General features: G+C 61.8%; 15 protein-coding genes. 10 read left to right on the top strand and 5 right to left on the bottom strand.

What is annotated here, in order from left to right; genetic code table 11:
- Positions 1 to 64: 64 nt before the first annotated feature.
- Positions 65 to 373, bottom strand: a complete 309-nt coding sequence (locus PWG15_RS21855; protein ID WP_275026083.1) for a NifU family protein — start codon at positions 371 to 373, stop codon at positions 65 to 67.
- Positions 370 to 1,380: an amidohydrolase family protein gene (locus PWG15_RS21850; RefSeq protein WP_275026082.1), complete on the bottom strand. Its 1,011-nt coding sequence runs from the start codon at positions 1,378 to 1,380 to the stop codon at positions 370 to 372. Before PWG15_RS21850 ends, PWG15_RS21855 begins: the two co-directional genes overlap by 4 nt.
- Positions 1,381 to 1,643: 263 nt before the next feature.
- Between PWG15_RS21850 and PWG15_RS21845 the strand changes: the two genes are divergently transcribed.
- Positions 1,644 to 2,465, top strand: coding sequence for a transketolase (locus tag PWG15_RS21845; protein ID WP_425536824.1), 822 nt, complete (start codon positions 1,644 to 1,646; stop codon positions 2,463 to 2,465).
- Position 2,466: 1 nt separating this feature from the next.
- Complete coding sequence (locus PWG15_RS21840) at positions 2,467 to 3,453, top strand: transketolase family protein (protein WP_275026080.1); 987 nt, start codon at positions 2,467 to 2,469, stop codon at positions 3,451 to 3,453.
- A 92-nt stretch (positions 3,454 to 3,545) separates the two neighbouring features.
- Here PWG15_RS21840 and gabD read toward each other — a convergent pair whose 3' ends face one another.
- A complete protein-coding gene (gabD, locus tag PWG15_RS21835; RefSeq protein WP_275026078.1) occupies positions 3,546 to 5,006 on the bottom strand; it encodes an NADP-dependent succinate-semialdehyde dehydrogenase in 1,461 nt (486 codons plus the stop codon).
- A gap of 263 nt (positions 5,007 to 5,269) precedes the next feature.
- Between gabD and PWG15_RS21830 the strand changes: the two genes are divergently transcribed.
- Positions 5,270 to 5,428 (top strand): hypothetical protein, encoded by a 159-nt coding sequence (locus PWG15_RS21830; protein WP_275026077.1) that lies wholly within the window; start codon positions 5,270 to 5,272, stop codon positions 5,426 to 5,428.
- Positions 5,429 to 5,818: 390 nt separating this feature from the next.
- Here PWG15_RS21830 and PWG15_RS21825 read toward each other — a convergent pair whose 3' ends face one another.
- Positions 5,819 to 6,607 carry a GntR family transcriptional regulator gene (locus PWG15_RS21825; RefSeq protein WP_342457062.1) on the bottom strand — a complete coding sequence of 263 codons (789 nt, stop codon included), beginning with the start codon at positions 6,605 to 6,607 and terminating at the stop codon, positions 5,819 to 5,821.
- A gap of 125 nt (positions 6,608 to 6,732) precedes the next feature.
- On the opposite strand from PWG15_RS21825, the gene PWG15_RS21820 reads away from it, so the two are divergent.
- The 7 genes from PWG15_RS21820 (at position 6,733) to PWG15_RS21790 (ending at position 13,817) form a co-directional block, all read left to right on the top strand.
- Entirely contained in the window at positions 6,733 to 8,118 is a 1,386-nt protein-coding gene (locus PWG15_RS21820; protein WP_275026076.1) for a family 4 glycosyl hydrolase, read from the top strand.
- Complete coding sequence (locus PWG15_RS21815) at positions 8,118 to 9,047, top strand: carbohydrate kinase family protein (RefSeq protein WP_275026075.1); 930 nt, start codon at positions 8,118 to 8,120, stop codon at positions 9,045 to 9,047. The genes PWG15_RS21820 and PWG15_RS21815 overlap by 1 nt, the downstream gene beginning before the upstream one ends.
- A 35-nt stretch (positions 9,048 to 9,082) precedes the next feature.
- Complete coding sequence (locus tag PWG15_RS21810; protein ID WP_275026073.1) at positions 9,083 to 10,222, top strand: extracellular solute-binding protein; 1,140 nt, start codon at positions 9,083 to 9,085, stop codon at positions 10,220 to 10,222.
- A complete protein-coding gene (locus tag PWG15_RS21805) occupies positions 10,152 to 11,093 on the top strand; it encodes an ABC transporter permease (protein ID WP_425536800.1) in 942 nt (313 codons plus the stop codon). The genes PWG15_RS21810 and PWG15_RS21805 overlap by 71 nt, the downstream gene beginning before the upstream one ends.
- A gap of 61 nt (positions 11,094 to 11,154) precedes the next feature.
- A complete protein-coding gene (locus PWG15_RS21800; RefSeq protein ID WP_425536823.1) occupies positions 11,155 to 11,898 on the top strand; it encodes an ABC transporter permease in 744 nt (247 codons plus the stop codon).
- 36 nt (positions 11,899 to 11,934) lie between these two features.
- Positions 11,935 to 12,990, top strand: coding sequence for an ABC transporter ATP-binding protein (locus PWG15_RS21795; RefSeq protein WP_275026068.1), 1,056 nt, complete (start codon positions 11,935 to 11,937; stop codon positions 12,988 to 12,990).
- Between the two features lie 101 nt (positions 12,991 to 13,091).
- Positions 13,092 to 13,817 (top strand): glycerophosphodiester phosphodiesterase, encoded by a 726-nt coding sequence (locus PWG15_RS21790; protein ID WP_275026067.1) that lies wholly within the window; start codon positions 13,092 to 13,094, stop codon positions 13,815 to 13,817.
- Here PWG15_RS21790 and PWG15_RS21785 read toward each other — a convergent pair.
- Positions 13,795 to 14,559, bottom strand: a complete 765-nt coding sequence (locus PWG15_RS21785) for an inositol monophosphatase family protein (RefSeq protein WP_275026064.1) — start codon at positions 14,557 to 14,559, stop codon at positions 13,795 to 13,797. The two genes, PWG15_RS21790 and PWG15_RS21785, sit on opposite strands and share 23 nt — an antisense overlap.
- Positions 14,560 to 14,940: the final 381 nt, after the last annotated feature.

Below are 14,940 nucleotides of genomic sequence, written 5' to 3'. Positions count from 1 at the left end.
GGACACAAAGAAACCGCGCTCCTTGCGGGGCGCGGTTTCGGGCGCTTTTCAGTCTCTCGTCTTGTCACGCGATCAACGGTCTCGACCCCAGTCGACGAGCGAGACGATCAAGCGTCTTGATGCTTGTATTGACCTGCTCGCAACGAACCTCCGCCACACCGACCACTTCCATCAGATAGGTGCGGATCGGACCGACATAGGTCATCGCCATGTTGGGGCAGGCCCTGCAGGCGCCGACGAGCTTGATGCTGACGACACCCTCCGGGCTGATATCGGCGATCTCGATATCGCCGCCATGACCAAGGATCAGGGGGCGGATGCGCGCAAACGCAGCTTCGAGCGCATCCGGCGAAATGGCGGATCGGGCCGTCATCGGACCAGCCCCAGTTCGATCTTCTTGGCTTCGATGTCGATACCCATGCCGCGGGCAAAGGCCTTGCCGAGGATGTTTTCCTTCATCTGCCGGGTGATTTCCGGATAGCCGTAGCGCTCCTGCAGTTCTTCGGGCATTTCGAGATTGGCAAGCGTGTCGATGTAGGTCTGGACATGCGGCCAGATGAAGGCTTCCGAACCGTAGCAGATGCGATCGGAGCCGACATAGAGCAACGCCTCGCCGAGCCGCGCCAGCATCTTCCAGGGCTGGAGATAATACTGGTTAAACCAGAGCGGCAGGATCAGGTAGATGTTGTCGAAACGGCTGGCGATCGAGATCGTCTCGTCGACATAGGGGTCGCCGAGGTGATGGATCCCGAAGTTGAGCTCGGGGAAGTCCGCGGCGGCGTACTGGATATCGTTGGGCTTGAAGGCCTCGACCGGGCCGAGCTCAAGCGGAAACCCCTTGTGGAACTGCACCATCTTGATGCCAAGCTCGATCGCCTTCTCCCACAGCGGATAGGCGATATCGCGATCGTCGGCGCGCCAGGAACAGCCCCGGCGCTGATACTGGTAGAACTTCATGCTGACGGCGCCGAGTTCCTTGACCTGGCGTTCCATCTCTTCGAGCGCGAAATCGAGCCCGTGATAGGCCGGATCGACACCACCGGTCAGGACGACACGTTTCGGGTTCGACTTGGCGAAGGCATCGCTGAGTTCGACCGGCCCGAGTCCCGCCCGCCAGTGCGAAAACAATGGTACCGAGCAGGCGCTCGCCATATCGGTGTCGGAGTTCTCGAAGAGCATCTTGTTGCCCCATTCGAGATCGGGATTCGAGAAGGTTTCGGTTTCGGGCGGCGGCCCCCGGCGACCCGTCAAATTGATGAAGCCGGCGATCTGCGAGCGCAACAGTTTGACGCGCCGGCCGTCGCTTCCCGGCTTGATCTGGTTGTCGCCGAAGTCCTGCGTATGGACCGCCGCGTCGAAAACAAACATCCCGTCTTTCATCGTTTACCTCCTTGAGAAACCCGCCGCTTTCACTTGCGTCCCTCACTAGGTAACATGAGCCAACCTGTTCATTTCTTTGGAATAGTTGAAGATTGTTTTCAGCTATTCGTGCGGGCGGCCGCGCGTTTCTAAAGCTAAAACAGACCTCGTGATCAAGCATTCCGTGGGGCGACCCACCTTGAGGACGAGGACAGCACGTGACCCAACCAGGCAGGATAGAAACAACCGGGGGCCGAAACAGCCTCAGACCGACTGACGAGGAAATCGCGTTCCTCAAGGACCGCGCCAAATTCTGTCGCCTGGAAACAATCAGGCTGATCGAGATCGCGAAGGTTGGGCATTACACCTCCGTCTTCTCCGCAGCCGAGCTGTTCTCCGTGCTCTACTACGATGCGATGGACCTCAGACGCGGCGAACCGAAATGGGAGGATCGCGACCGTTTCATGATGGGCAAGGGGCACGCGGCTGTCGGGCTCTTTCCCATTCTCGCCGACCTCGACTTCATCGATCGTGATGTGCTCGACGGCTATACCCGCCTCGGCAATCCGCTCGGCGACCATCCCGACATGACGAAGGTGCCCGGCATCGATTTCAGCTCGGGCTCGATCGGCCACGCCCTTTCGGCCGGCTGCGGCATGGCGCTCGCAGGCCGGATGCTGGGCAAGGACTTCTACACCTACGTGATGATCGGCGACGGGGAGTTGCAGGAAGGTCAGGTCTGGGAGGCTGCCCTCTTCGGCGCGCACAACAAGCTTGGAAAGCTGATCGGCATCATCGACCGCAACGGCTACCAGCTCGACGGCTCGGTCGACGACATCATCGGCGTCGAGCCGATCGTCGAGAAATGGCAGGCCTTCGGCTGGGAGACCCATGTCGTCGACGGCCACGATGTGGCGGCAGTCGCAACACTGTTTCGCATGCTCAAGACGGACCACGAGCGGACACGCCCGGTGATGATCATTGCCGAGACGGTCAAGGGCAAGGGCGTCTCCTACATGGAGACCGAACCCGGCTGGCACCTCGGCTATCTCGACCCCTCGGACGCTGCCCGCGCAATTGCCGAAATCGAAGCGATGGAGATCTGAGATGAACAAGCCGCTTTCCGACAAGTCCTGGCAGTATCGCCAGCTCAATGCCGTGACACCCGGCCTCGATGCGCTCTCGGATGCCCTCATCGAACTCGTCGCCGCGGGCGAGCCGATTGTCGCTGGCACTGCCGACCTGCAATATTCGAACGGCCTGGCGAAATTCCACACGCTCCATCCCGACCGTTTCGTTCAGTTCGGTATCTCGGAACAGAACATGGTATCGGCCGCAGCGGGCATGGCCGCCGTCGGCATGAAGCCCTATGTCGCAACCTTCGCATCCTTCCTCGCGCTGCTCTGCTGCGAACAGATCCGCATGGATGTCGCCTATTCCAAACTGCCGGTTCGGCTGATCGGCCACCACGCCGGCATCTCGCTCGGCTTTTACGGCACCTCGCACCACGCGACCGAAGACCTCGCCATCATGCGTTCGATCGCCAACCTGACGGTCATCGCTCCGGCCGATGGCAATCAGCTGAAAGAGGTCATCAAGGCCGCGAACGACTACCCGCATCCGATCTATATCCGCATCCAGCGCGGACGCGATCCCGAGGTTTATGCCGACCGCCAGCCGTTCAAGATCGGCAAGGCGATCTCCCACTATTCGGGAACGGACCTCACGATCATTGCCACGGGCTCCACGGTCCACCCGGCTCTCGAAGCGGCTCGCGCGCTGCGGGCCGCGGGCGCAAGCGTCGGCTTCCTTGACATGGCGACGGTGAAACCGATCGACCGCGACGCCATCCTCGAAGCCGCAGGTCAGAGCCCGCGAATCCTGACGGTTGAGGAACACAATGTGCTTGGGGGATTGGGCGGCGCCGTCGCGGAGGTGCTGGCAAGCGAAGGTCTGCCGGTGAAGCTGACCCGGCATGGTATCTACGACGAATACAGCCTGATTGCGCCGCCGACCCATCTCTACGCGCACTACGAACTCGATGCGAAGGGCATCGAGGCGCGCGCCACGCGGCTGCTCGAGGGCCGCGCATAAAAAGCGACAGAACGCCTGCCGCTTGGTGCTGAAGACCATTCTACTCGAATGACCGCGGGGCTCGAGCTCCGCGGTCATTTCCTTGTCTCTTATCAGGCAACGCCGCCGAGGCAGACGTATTTGATCTCGGTGAACTCCTCGATGCCGTAGCGCGAGCCTTCGCGGCCGAGGCCCGAGAGCTTGACACCGCCGAACGGTGCTTCCGCCGTCGAGATCAGACCGGTGTTGACGCCGACCATGCCGTATTCCAGCGCTTCGGCCACCCGGAACACCCGGGCGAGATCCTTGGCGTAGAAGTAGGACGCGAGACCGAATTCGGTGTCGTTGGCCTGCGCGATCACGTCTGCTTCATCCGTGAAGCGGAACAGCGGCGCCACCGGGCCAAAGGTTTCTTCGCGCGCGACCGCCATCGCCTGGGTGACATCGGCCAGAACCGTCGCCTCGTAGAAGGTGCCGCCAAGCGCATGACGCTTGCCGCCCTGGATGACGCGTGCACCCTTCGACGTCGCGTCGGCAATGTGCTCTTCCACCTTCTCCAGTGCCGCCTTGTCGATCAGCGGGCCGAGGATGACGCCCTCGTCGACGCCATTGCCGATCTTCAGCTTGGCGACCGCCTTGGCGAGTTTGTCGGCAAAGGCGTCATAGACCTTGTCCTGCACATAGATGCGGTTGGCGCACACACAGGTCTGGCCATTGTTGCGGAACTTGGCGATCAGCGCGCCTTCGACTGCCGCATCGAGATCGGCATCGTCAAAGACGATGAACGGCGCATTGCCGCCAAGCTCGAGACCGAGCTTCTTGATGGTGGCCGCACTCTGGCGGTAGAGCTCGGCGCCGACTTCGGTCGAGCCGGTGAAGGTCAGCTTGCGCACCACGGGGTTGGAGGTCATCTCGGCGCCGATCTCGCGGGCCGAGCCGGTGATGACGCTGAACAGGCCCTTGGGCAGGCCGGCGCGCTCGGCAAGGATGGCAATCGCGATCGCCGAGAACGGCGTCTGGGCGGCGGGCTTCAGCACCATGGCGCAACCGGCGGCGAAAGCCGGGCCGGCCTTGCGGGTGATCATCGCATTGGGGAAGTTCCACGGCGTGATCGCCGCGACGACGCCGATCGGCTGCTTCATCACCAGGATGCGCTTGTCCGGCTGGTGGCCGGGGATCAGGTCACCATAGAGACGACGCGCCTCTTCGGCGAACCACTCGACAAAACTTGCGCCATAGATGATCTCGCCGGTGGCTTCCGCCAGCGGCTTGCCCTGCTCCAGCGTCAGGATGCGGCCAAGGTCCTCCTTGTTCTCGATCATCAGCTCGAACCACTTGCGCAGCACGCCGGCGCGGTCCTTGGCGGTGCGGGCAGCCCAACCCTTCTGGGCGATACGTGCCGCCTCGATCGCCGCCTTGGTTTCCTTGCCGCCGAGCTTCGGCACCCGGCCGATGATCTCGCCAGTCGCGGGGTTGTTCACCTCGATCGCGTTGGCCGCGTCCGCCTCGATCCACTCGCCACCGACAAGCGCTGCCTGGCGAAACAATGATGGGTCTTTAAAGTGAGAGAGCATTGGTCCTCCGACGATCTCCTTGCGCTTCAGAAATACACCTTCGGCGCACCTCAAACGGGGCGACGCACGGTGCTGCCACTAACATCCAGGATTTCGGCGACCTTGTTTCATCGGGATTCCTGAAAGCTCTCTTCGGCATTCAGTGCGTGATTTTTGCTACCGATCCGGCGTAGGCTCGAGCTTGGATGAGTTGTTCGTCACGGCCCTAGGAGAATAGGTCGCGTTCAAACTCACCGTACGAGTATTGGGGGGATGCCAGAAACATGCCGACGACCATACCGACGCGCAAAAGCGAATACCGGATGACGCTTCTCGAACAAGTGCTTGTTTTGCTCGGCCAAGGGAGCATCTGGTACACCTGCTACGCCTATCCCTACGACCAGCGCAAATTCAACGGATCGGTCGAATTCGGGCTTGCCTGAAGGATCCGCAACGCACATTCAAACCTGCCCGGGGAAAGCCACGGATTAGGGCGACGAAACTTCAATGGGGCCCAGAGCTCGGCGCAAGAGTCGCCTGCGCCTAAGAAGCCGCTCGAAATCTTTGCGCACGTTAGCAGGACCGCCAACCATGCGTGACGAGGCTCCGTTGGCGTTTACCAAAGAAGACTCCGCGAGCGGGCTGATCGAGCCAGAGCGGACGGCTTCCGCCTTGACATCGGTGGCTCGATCGCGGCTGTCGAGACGTCGCCAATTGGTGAAGCTGTCCGGATCGTCGCACGTGATTTTGAACTCCGTGTCCGTCGCCTTGAACAACAGCTACGGTCTGAAGCGCTGTGACGCTCACCTGAGCGCGCAGTCGGCAGCCAGCAACTACTCGCCCTGCTGGATGCTCAGTGGGTACCGCTTCGGATGGTGGATCGAAGTCGAGACGTTTATCGGGCGGTTCGCAGCATTGAATGCGATCTGGTCGAGCGTCAGCACAGCCGTGTTCGGCTCCAGTTTCAACAACTGTTCCTCCTCCGGATCAGGGCAACGCGCGCTGATCGTCGTCTGGCCGCGAACGGGACGCTGATCGTAGCGCTCGCGCAGCTCGGCATAGAGCGAGCGGTTGCCGCTTGACCAGTCCAGGTCGAGCAGTCCCGGGCAGATCGCCGGCTGCAGCCAATCGTACTGGATGACCACCGGGACGCCATCGAGCGTTCTCAGACGCTTGAGCAAGACCACTTCGGCGGAGGCCGGCAGATAAAGGGCACGGGTGACTTCCGGAGGCGCTGCGTAGATCTTTGCTTCCAGCGTCCGGCTTCCGGGCACCATGCCCTTGGCGATCGCATTGGCCGTAAAACTTGTCAGCAAATGGAGCTCGAAGCCTTCCTGCCGTTCAGTGACATAGAAGCCCTTGCCCGGTTGGCTCTGCAGATGGCCCTCCTGCACCAGTTCGACCAGTGCCTGGCGAATTGTAATACGGCTGACATCATAGGCCGCTACCAGTTCGCGCTCTGAGGGCAGTTTCGCGTTCGGTGCGATCACGCCATCCTGAACAAGGTCGAGTATTGCCTGCTTCACTTGCCGATAAAGCGGTTGGTGGTCGCCGCGGTCCAGCGGTCTGAGACGCACCCGATCCATGAGCGCTTCGTCAACAGTCGTCCTACCTGCGGCCATCGTTCCCCACCAGATTGTGATGTTGCTACTGCTGCACCAATCGCAGTGCAAATGCAATGCGCTATCTTGACATGTCTGGATATAACCAGTTAGCACTTATCCAAGTTGAATGTTTGAGGTGACGGATGAAGCTCACTCTAATCGGCGGCGGCGGCGTCAGAGCGCCCCTCTTTGTGGCCTCGGCTCTCAGGCGCGCGGAGCGCAGCGGCCTGACCGAAATCTGCCTGCACGACGTCGACCAGAAGAAGCTCGACATATTCGGCGGTCTGGCGCAGGAAATCGCCATGCGGATGCAGTCGCCTGTGAAGATCTCGGCAACCACAGGGGCCGAGCGCGCCCTGGAAGGTGCGCGCTATGTGGTCACGACGGTTCGTCCCGGTGGCGAAGATGGCCGCGTCAAGGATGAGCGCATTGCGCTTTCGCATGGCGTCCTCGGCCAGGAGACGACCGGACCGGGCGGTTTTGCCATGGCGTTGCGCTCCATTCCCGTCATCACCGACTATGCGCGCCTGCTCAAGCGCGTAAGCCCCGATGCTTGGCTCTTCAATTTCACCAACCCGGCGGGCCTCGTGGCTCAGGCACTTTCGGATGCCGGTTTCGACCGCGTGGTCGGTATCTGCGACGGCGCGAACGCGGCCCAGGAAGCGGTGGCCCAAAAGCTCGGCGTTTCCGTTCGTGACGTCCAGACGGAGGTGTTCGGCCTCAATCACCTTTCCTACACCCGCGCGGCCCGCGTCGGCGGCGCTGAAGTACTTCAGGGCCTCCTCGACGACGACGCCTTCCTTGCCGAGACGGCGCAGCGCATCTTCGATCCGGCGATCATCCGCCGTCACCGGCTGTGGCTGAACGAGTATCTCTATTACTTCTACTATGCCGAAAAGGCGCTCGGTGACATCCAATCCGACGCGCGCACGCGGGGCGAAGAGGTGCGTGACCTCAACCGCGCCCTCGTCGAGCAGCTTTCGGCGATCGGCATTGAGCGGGACCCCGATGCGGCGCTTGCCGCCTACTTCGCCTATGAGCAGCGCCGAGAAGCGACCTACATGCACTATGCGCGTCCCGAGGCGCCGAGCATGGAGGACGCCGACAAGGCGATCCGCGCGGTCACGTCCCATGCCGCTGACGGCGTTGGTGAGGGTTATGCCGGCGTGGCACTCAACATCATCGACGCCATGGAGACGGGCGCCGAGTGCCACATCGGCCTCAATGTGCGCAACGGCGAGGCCATCGACGGCCTGCGCGCAGATGACGTCGTCGAGGTCAGCTGCATCGTCGACAAGAGCGGCATCCGGCCGAAAAAGATCGGCGCGATGCCGGACGGTCCGGCCCAACTCGTTCACAATATCAAGCGCTACGAGCGGCTTGCCGTGAAAGCGATCGCGGAACGTCGCAAGGATCTGGCTGTCGAGGCTTTGGTCGCCCACCCGCTCGTCCTCTCCTATTCGAGGGCCGAGCCGCTGGTTGACGAATACATCGCTGCGCACAGCGCCTTTGCCGGAGAATGGCGCTAATGCTCCTCAGGCGGGAACGGGCATCTCCCTACGACGTCGTACTGGCGGGGGAGTATTATTTCGACCTGATCTTTTCGGGTCTCGGCGAAGTGCCGAGGCTTGGAGCGGATGTGTGGTCTGAGGGTTTCGACGCGGTGCCCGGCGCCAATTTTACGACCGCCCGCGCACTCACGCTTCTCAACACGAATGTGGCCTGGTGGTGCGAGACCGGCAGCGACCTCTTCAGCAGCCTGATGATCTCGGCTGCCGAGAAGGAGGGAATGGATACGTCGTTGTTCCAGCGGCGCACCGAAAACCGCATCCGTGTCAGCGCCGCCTTCTCGATGGCGGAAGATCGCGGTTTCATCAGCCGCTTTGATGGTCCTGAGACCTTGCCGTCGACCGAGATCCTGGCACGCCTGCGCCCCCGTGTCCTGCTCGTCCAGGGCCTGACCTGCCGCAACGAACTGCCTGCGCTCTTCGCGTTTGCCCGCTCGCACGGCATCTATTGCTGCTTCGATTGTCAGCATGTGGATGAAAGCCTGGAAGACGCCAATCTTCTTGCAATCCTCGAGAACTCCGACTGCTTCCTGCTCAACGACACGGAGGCTGCACGGCTGGCGGGCAAAAGCGACCTCGAGGCACTTGCTGCGATTAGCCGGTTCACGCCTCTCACGGTTCTGAAGCGCGGCGCTAAAGGCGCAGCCCTCCTCCAGCAGGGCACGGACGTGCTCGAACGTCCCGCGCCCAAGGTCGACGTCGTAGACACGACTGGCGCCGGCGACAGCTTCAATGCCGGGTTCATCTACGGCCTCCTTCAGGGATGGCCGCTCGAAAAGGTTCTAGACGCCGCGGTCCTATGCGGATCGGCGGCGGTTACCGCTCATGGCGGCAAGGCTCTGCCGGTGGAAGGAGAACTTCTTCGCCGGCTGAAAGACGCAGGCAAGTAAGACGACACCCTCAATCGCAAAACGGGAGATATGCAGTGAAACGTCGTGAATTTCTTGCGGGAGCCGCCGCCGCGGCCGCCCTTACAGTCGCCCCCAGACTGGTATTTGCCAATGACGGGACGGTCGAGGTCATCGTCGGTAGCGACCAGAACCTTGCCGATTTCTGGTCCAACGTCGTGGTTCCGGCGCTGCAGCAGGAACTGCCGGACCTTGCCGTCAACGTGACCGTGTCCGACGGCAATTCGGGCATGATGGCACTTGCCGATCGCGCGCTCGCCGCCCTGAAGACCAACAGCGACCCGCAGGTTGACGTCATGGAAGCCTTCAACCCGCGCAACACCGTCGGGGGCATCGAGGCCGGTCTGTGGCTCGATTTTTCGAAGGCCGGCCTCTCGAACTACGAAAAACTCAGCAAGCTCGCGGTCGATACGCCCTTCGGGCTTCCCTATCGCGGCTCGCAGGTCGTGCTCGCCTACGATTCCAACAAGGTCTCCGCCCCGCCGAAGACCTGGGAAGAATTGACCACCTGGATCAAGGCCAATCCGGGCCAGTTCATCTACAATCGCCCCGACAAGGGCGGGTCGGGCGGCAACTTCGTGCGCCGCGCCATCCACGAGGCGAACGGTCGCGATCCTTCGCTCTTCACCACCGAGAATTTCTCGAAGGAACGCGCCGAGAAGATGCTCCCGGCGGCTTGGGACATACTGAAGGATCTCGCACCCTCGCTCTATCAGCAGGGCGCCTACACCGCCGGCAACACCCCCTCCCTCCAGCTCCTGATGTCGGGCGTGGTCTCGATGATCCCGACCTGGTCGGATCAGGCGATTTCCGGCCTGAAGTCGGGCGAACTGCCGCCGCATATCAAGCTTGCCCAATTGCAGGATCTCGCCTTTGTCGGCGGCTTTGCCTATTGTACCATCCCGAGCAATGCCACCCACAGGGAGGCAGCAGCCAAGCTTGCCAATGTGCTGATCTCGCCCGCCGTCCAAGAGCAGATCGTCGATCAGGTCGCGGGCTTCCCGTCGATCGAGTGGAGCTATCTGTCCGACGATATCCGCACGGCCAACGCGGACATCATTCCGTCCTCCATTCCGTCCTTCCCGGATGGCGAGTGGGAAGCTGCCGTCAACGACGGCTGGTATCGCAACGTCGCGCCGAGCGTGGCGCGCAACTAATCGCGGAGCGCCGGCTTTGGGACGCGAAAGCGCATTTGCTAGAAACCTGCGAGGCCTGCTCCTGATCGGGCCTCCCCTCGTGGTCATGGCCAGCCTGCTGCTCTACCCTGCCGGCGTTTCCATCGTGCGGACCTTCCAGGAGACGGATGCGGATGGATCCGTCTCCTGGACGCTTGCTCGCTATCACCGGTTCTTCACCGATCCGTACAGCGTAGCCAACTATCTGCGCACTGTCTGGACCACGGCGGTGACGCTGGCACTGCTGGTTGCCGTCTGCCTGCCGATCGCCATCTATCTCCACTTCACCCGCAGCCGTCTCGCCGCCGTCGTGCAGGCACTGGCGCTGTTTCCGATGTTCGTGCCGGGCATCATCGTGGCTTACGCGCTGATCCGCTACATCGGTCCCAACGGTCTCATGCAGACGCTGCTGGAAACCATTGGCCTCACCTTCTACAAGTCACCCTACCTCACGCCCTGGGGACCGGTGATCGGCCTTGTCTGGGACCACATGCCGCTGACGCTCCTGATCCTGACCGCCGGCATGGCCAAGGTCTCGCAGGAGGCGATCGAGGCAGCGCGCGACGTGGGCGCGGGCTACATCACCATCTTCTGGCGGATCATCCTGCCGCTGATCTCGGATTCGCTGCTGGTCGTCGTTGCCCTTAACGTCATCAGCCTGTTCGGCTCGTTCGTCATCCCCTACATGCTGGGGCCCGCCTCGCCGGAGATGATGGGTCCATACATGCTCAGAACCTTCGCCGAAGTACGCGAGCCCGACTTTGCGGCCGCTCAGGCCGTCGTGACATTCCTCACCTGTTCGGTCTTCGGCATCCTCTATGTCGTCATGCTGACGAAAAGACAGGACATGTGAGATGCGCGTCAGCTCCATTTTCGGAACTCTCATTCTCGTCGTCCTCGTTGCCTATGTGGTGATGCCGATCGCCACCGTCTTCCTCTGGGCATTCGCAGAGCAATGGTACTATCCGGCATTGCTGCCGACGGACTGGGGACTGCGGTACTGGCATACGACGCTCGCGCGCGCGGACGTGCTTTCAGCACTGCGGCTGTCGCTGGCGCTTTCCGTCACCGTTACTCTGCTGTCGGCGGTGATCTGCTTGCCGGCAGCCTACGCCTTCGCCCGCATGGAATTCGTCGGGCGCCGCACCTTCATGATGTCCTTTCTCGCCATCAACGCCTTCCCGCGCTTCGGCCTGATCGTCATGATCGCCACGCTTTTCCTCAGCCTGCGGCTGGTCGGCACCTTCTGGGGCATCGTCCTGGTGCAGCTCCTCAACACCATGCTGATCATGATCTGGCTTCCTTCGGCCGCCTTCCGCGGCGTCGACAGACGGCTGGAGGAGGCGGCGCGCGATGTCGGGGCGGGGCCGATCAGGACCTTCGTTCGCATCACCATTCCGCAGGCGGCCCCCGCGATCGGCGCAGCCATGCTTTTGACCTTCGTGTCCACCTTCTACGAGACAGAGGGCGCATGGCTCGTCGGCGCGCCGAAGCTGCGCACCATGCCGATGGTCATGTTGCAGATGATCACGGGCCAGATCGTGGTCCAATACGGCGCTGTGCTGTCCGTACTTCTATGGGTGCCCTCGTTTATCGCTCTGCTCTTTGCACGCCGGGTTCTCGCGTCCAACCAGTTCGCCAAGGGGTTCGGAGCATGAGCAAATTGAAGTTCTCGCGTTCGGGATGGCGTTGATATGGCAAAGTTGGAATTGAAGGGAATCGAGAAGCGATTCGGCGACATGACGGCGCTGAGCGATATTTCCCTGGACATCGCGTCGGGCGAACTCGTCTGCCTGCTCGGTCCTTCCGGGTCCGGAAAGTCGACGTTGCTGCGCATCATGGGCGGGTTCGAGAAACCGACCGCCGGGCATGTCCTGATCGACGGTGTCGACGTCACGGCCGCCGCACCTGAACACCGACCGACCGCCATGGTTTTCCAGAGCCATGCGCTGTGGTCGCACATGAACGTCTACGACAACATTGCCTTCGGCCTGAAGTTGAGGAAGCTCAGCCGCAGCGAGATTGATCGCAAGGTCGAGGCGGCGCTGGACCTTGTCGGTCTCGGCGGTTTTGGCAAGCGCAGTCCCTTGCGGCTTTCGGGTGGTCAGCAGCAACGCGTCGCGATCGCCCGCTGCATCGTGCTCGAGCCGAAGATCCTCTTGATGGACGAACCTTTCGCCAGTCTCGATCAGCATCTGCGCGAGCGACTGCGTGAGGAAGTTCGCAACATCCAGCGCGAACTCGGTATCACCACCGTGTTCGTCACCCATGGACAGGACGAGGCGCTTGCCATTGCCGACCGCATCGTCGTCATGTCCGTCGGCAAGATCAACCAGGTGGGCGGCCCCGCCGAGATCTACGCGCACCCCCACGACAAGTTCGTGGCCGGCTTCATCGGAGCCATGAACATGATCGAGGGCACGATCAGCAACGGGGCGATCAACGCGGCCGGCATAAGCCTTGACGTCGCCCTGCCCGACGGCGCTGCGACGCTCGCGGTAAGGCCGGAGAAGCTGCAGATCCACTTCGGCCGAGCCACGTCTCGAGCACCGGCCAAGATCACGCGCATCGTCCATTTCGGCGCCTATCGAACCGTCGAGGCGACGACCGACGGACAGAACCGCCTGAAGGTTCACATGGATACTGAAACGCCGCTTGAGCCTGGCCAGGAGGTATTTCTCGCCGCCGGTCACTATTGCGTCTTCAAGGATGGGCATGAGGCCGTCCGTTCCTCCAGTCCTTCACAATGATCAAGCAGCCTGCCTTCAAATGGCATCGACTGCGCCGCCGCCGTTCGGATGTCGCCTTCGATCGTGACAATGCAATTGCCGGGGCGCGGTTGGGCGCTTCCATGGAAGTCGATCTTCGCGCCCTTGCCGATGGCGACTTCCTCTGCTTGCATGACGCGACGCTCGACCGCGAGACGGACGGCGCCGGTCCTGTCGCCGGAGCAATGGCCGCAACGGTCACCCGGCTCTCCATGCGCGCAGACGACGGCAGTGTCGCCGCTCGACGCCCGATGCTCTTCAGCGAACTGACGGCAATGATGCGGGCCGTGTCCGCTAGGGCCGGCGCACTCATGCAACTCGATTTCAAGGATGACGTCGAAGCTCTATCGCCGCTACATGTCGAACGCTTCAGGGCCCGCCTTGGCGATTGCGCCGATCGCTTCATCCTGACCGGCGGTGACGCGATCGGACTGCGACGCCTCGCCAATGGCCTACCCGCACTGAAACTCGGCTACGACCCCTGCACCGACGAGACCCTGCCGGCACTGAGACGATCAAAAGCGTTCGAGAGCTTCGCGTTTGAGGCAATCGCTACCGCCCCGCATGCAGCCTACGTTTATCTGGAATACCCGATCGTGCTTGCAGGGCTGGAGGCGGGCGTGAACGTCGTGGCGATCTTCCAGGCCGCAGGCATGAAGGTCGACGCCTACACGCTGAACAGCGACCATCCCGAAGTTGAGGACACCTTGCTTCGCCTGGCGGCGGCTGGGACGGATCAGATCACGACCGACGAACCGGAAGTGCTGGAGCCACTCATCTCGGCCGTTATCCGGCAAACAGGTCGGTGAGCCACGGGTGGAGCGACGGCACGCTGGCGAGGACGGCGCCATTGCCATTTTGCTCGACGCCATAAAAATCGGTAACGACGCCGCCGCATTCCCGAACCATCAAAGCCGAGGCAAGGTAGTCGAGGATATCGAGGCTGTCTTCGAAGCAGGCATGATGGCGGCCAGCGGCGACATAGGCGACGGCGAGTGCGGCTGATCCGAGCCTGCGGGTGACGGCAGCCGTTTCAATCACCTTGGCGAGCGCCTCCTGGTAGCGCTCGACGGCAACGCTTCGCACCTGGCCGGGAATAGGAAGTCCGACGCCGATCACCGAGCGTTCCGGATCTACCGCGCCAAGCGGCGGCAAACGCTTGCCGTTGAGGTAGGCGCCCCTTCCCTTCTCTGCCACGAACATCTCGTCGCGCACGGGATCGTAGACGACACCGGCGACGATCCCGTCGTCCTCGACATAGGAAATGACCTGGGCGAAGAACGGGATGCGAAAGGCGAAGTTGGATGTACCATCGATCGGGTCGATCACGAAGCGCGCAGTCCCCGTTCCCTTTCGTTCGCTCGTGCCCTCCTCACCGGAAATGCCCGCGTCCTTGAAACGCTCGGACAGTACGGCAGCAATTGCTCGCTCGGTCGCGACATCAGCCGCAAGCTGATAGTCGCGTGGCGCCTTTTCGATCATCTCCAATGGCTCGTCAGCCGTGAAATAGCGCATGGCAACGCCGCCGCCGGCTCGGGCTGCCTCAATCATGACTGAGGTTATGTCATTGGGTGCGAATAGCATGACGCTGCCTTTCCGGACTAAATCAATTGGTCATAATAGGTCAATACCAGTAATCCAGCGACGCGCAAAGACCATTGTCGACCGGCCGTTACGATCAGGTCCGTACTGAGAGCGACATTCCGGCGGGTGCCCAGCACGCTCAATCTCTCCACTCCAAATTTAGCTTGCCCTGATATTCATTGACCCCTACGTGTATTACGGGCGCGCGCAAGCTCTTGATTGTAGCACATCAACGGAAAGCGGTGACGGCCCATAGGCGTGACGCGTTGCATCGGACCTTCGCCGAAGTGCCGGGCTCGGGAGGATTTCTCGCCCTCGTTTCGCGCACGACATCTTAGGTTCGAACGG

This window comes from Ensifer adhaerens (genome assembly GCF_028993555.1).
GTDB classification, from domain to species: Bacteria; Pseudomonadota; Alphaproteobacteria; order Rhizobiales; family Rhizobiaceae; genus Ensifer; species Ensifer adhaerens_I.
The sequence above is the reverse complement of the archived record's forward strand: the minus strand, read 5'-3'. Positions and strand labels throughout refer to the sequence as shown.

What these genes read in the sequence shown, in the direction of transcription:
- PWG15_RS21790 (WP_275026067.1), top strand. Translation starts at nt 13,092, where the DNA reads ATGGAAGTCGATCTTCGCGCCCTTGCCGATGGCGACTTCCTCTGCTTG.
- PWG15_RS21825 (WP_342457062.1), bottom strand. Translation starts at nt 6,607, where the DNA reads ATGGCCGCAGGTAGGACGACTGTTGACGAAGCGCTCATGGATCGGGTG.
- gabD (WP_275026078.1), bottom strand. Translation starts at nt 5,006, where the DNA reads ATGCTCTCTCACTTTAAAGACCCATCATTGTTTCGCCAGGCAGCGCTT.
- PWG15_RS21830 (WP_275026077.1), top strand. Translation starts at nt 5,270, where the DNA reads ATGCCGACGACCATACCGACGCGCAAAAGCGAATACCGGATGACGCTT.
- PWG15_RS21840 (WP_275026080.1), top strand. Translation starts at nt 2,467, where the DNA reads ATGAACAAGCCGCTTTCCGACAAGTCCTGGCAGTATCGCCAGCTCAAT.
- PWG15_RS21805 (WP_425536800.1), top strand. Translation starts at nt 10,152, where the DNA reads ATGGCGAGTGGGAAGCTGCCGTCAACGACGGCTGGTATCGCAACGTCG.
- PWG15_RS21800 (WP_425536823.1), top strand. Translation starts at nt 11,155, where the DNA reads ATGCCGATCGCCACCGTCTTCCTCTGGGCATTCGCAGAGCAATGGTAC.
- PWG15_RS21850 (WP_275026082.1), bottom strand. Translation starts at nt 1,380, where the DNA reads ATGAAAGACGGGATGTTTGTTTTCGACGCGGCGGTCCATACGCAGGAC.
- PWG15_RS21815 (WP_275026075.1), top strand. Translation starts at nt 8,118, where the DNA reads ATGCTCCTCAGGCGGGAACGGGCATCTCCCTACGACGTCGTACTGGCG.
- PWG15_RS21795 (WP_275026068.1), top strand. Translation starts at nt 11,935, where the DNA reads ATGGCAAAGTTGGAATTGAAGGGAATCGAGAAGCGATTCGGCGACATG.
- PWG15_RS21855 (WP_275026083.1), bottom strand. Translation starts at nt 373, where the DNA reads ATGACGGCCCGATCCGCCATTTCGCCGGATGCGCTCGAAGCTGCGTTT.
- PWG15_RS21785 (WP_275026064.1), bottom strand. Translation starts at nt 14,559, where the DNA reads ATGATTGAGGCAGCCCGAGCCGGCGGCGGCGTTGCCATGCGCTATTTC.
- PWG15_RS21820 (WP_275026076.1), top strand. Translation starts at nt 6,733, where the DNA reads ATGAAGCTCACTCTAATCGGCGGCGGCGGCGTCAGAGCGCCCCTCTTT.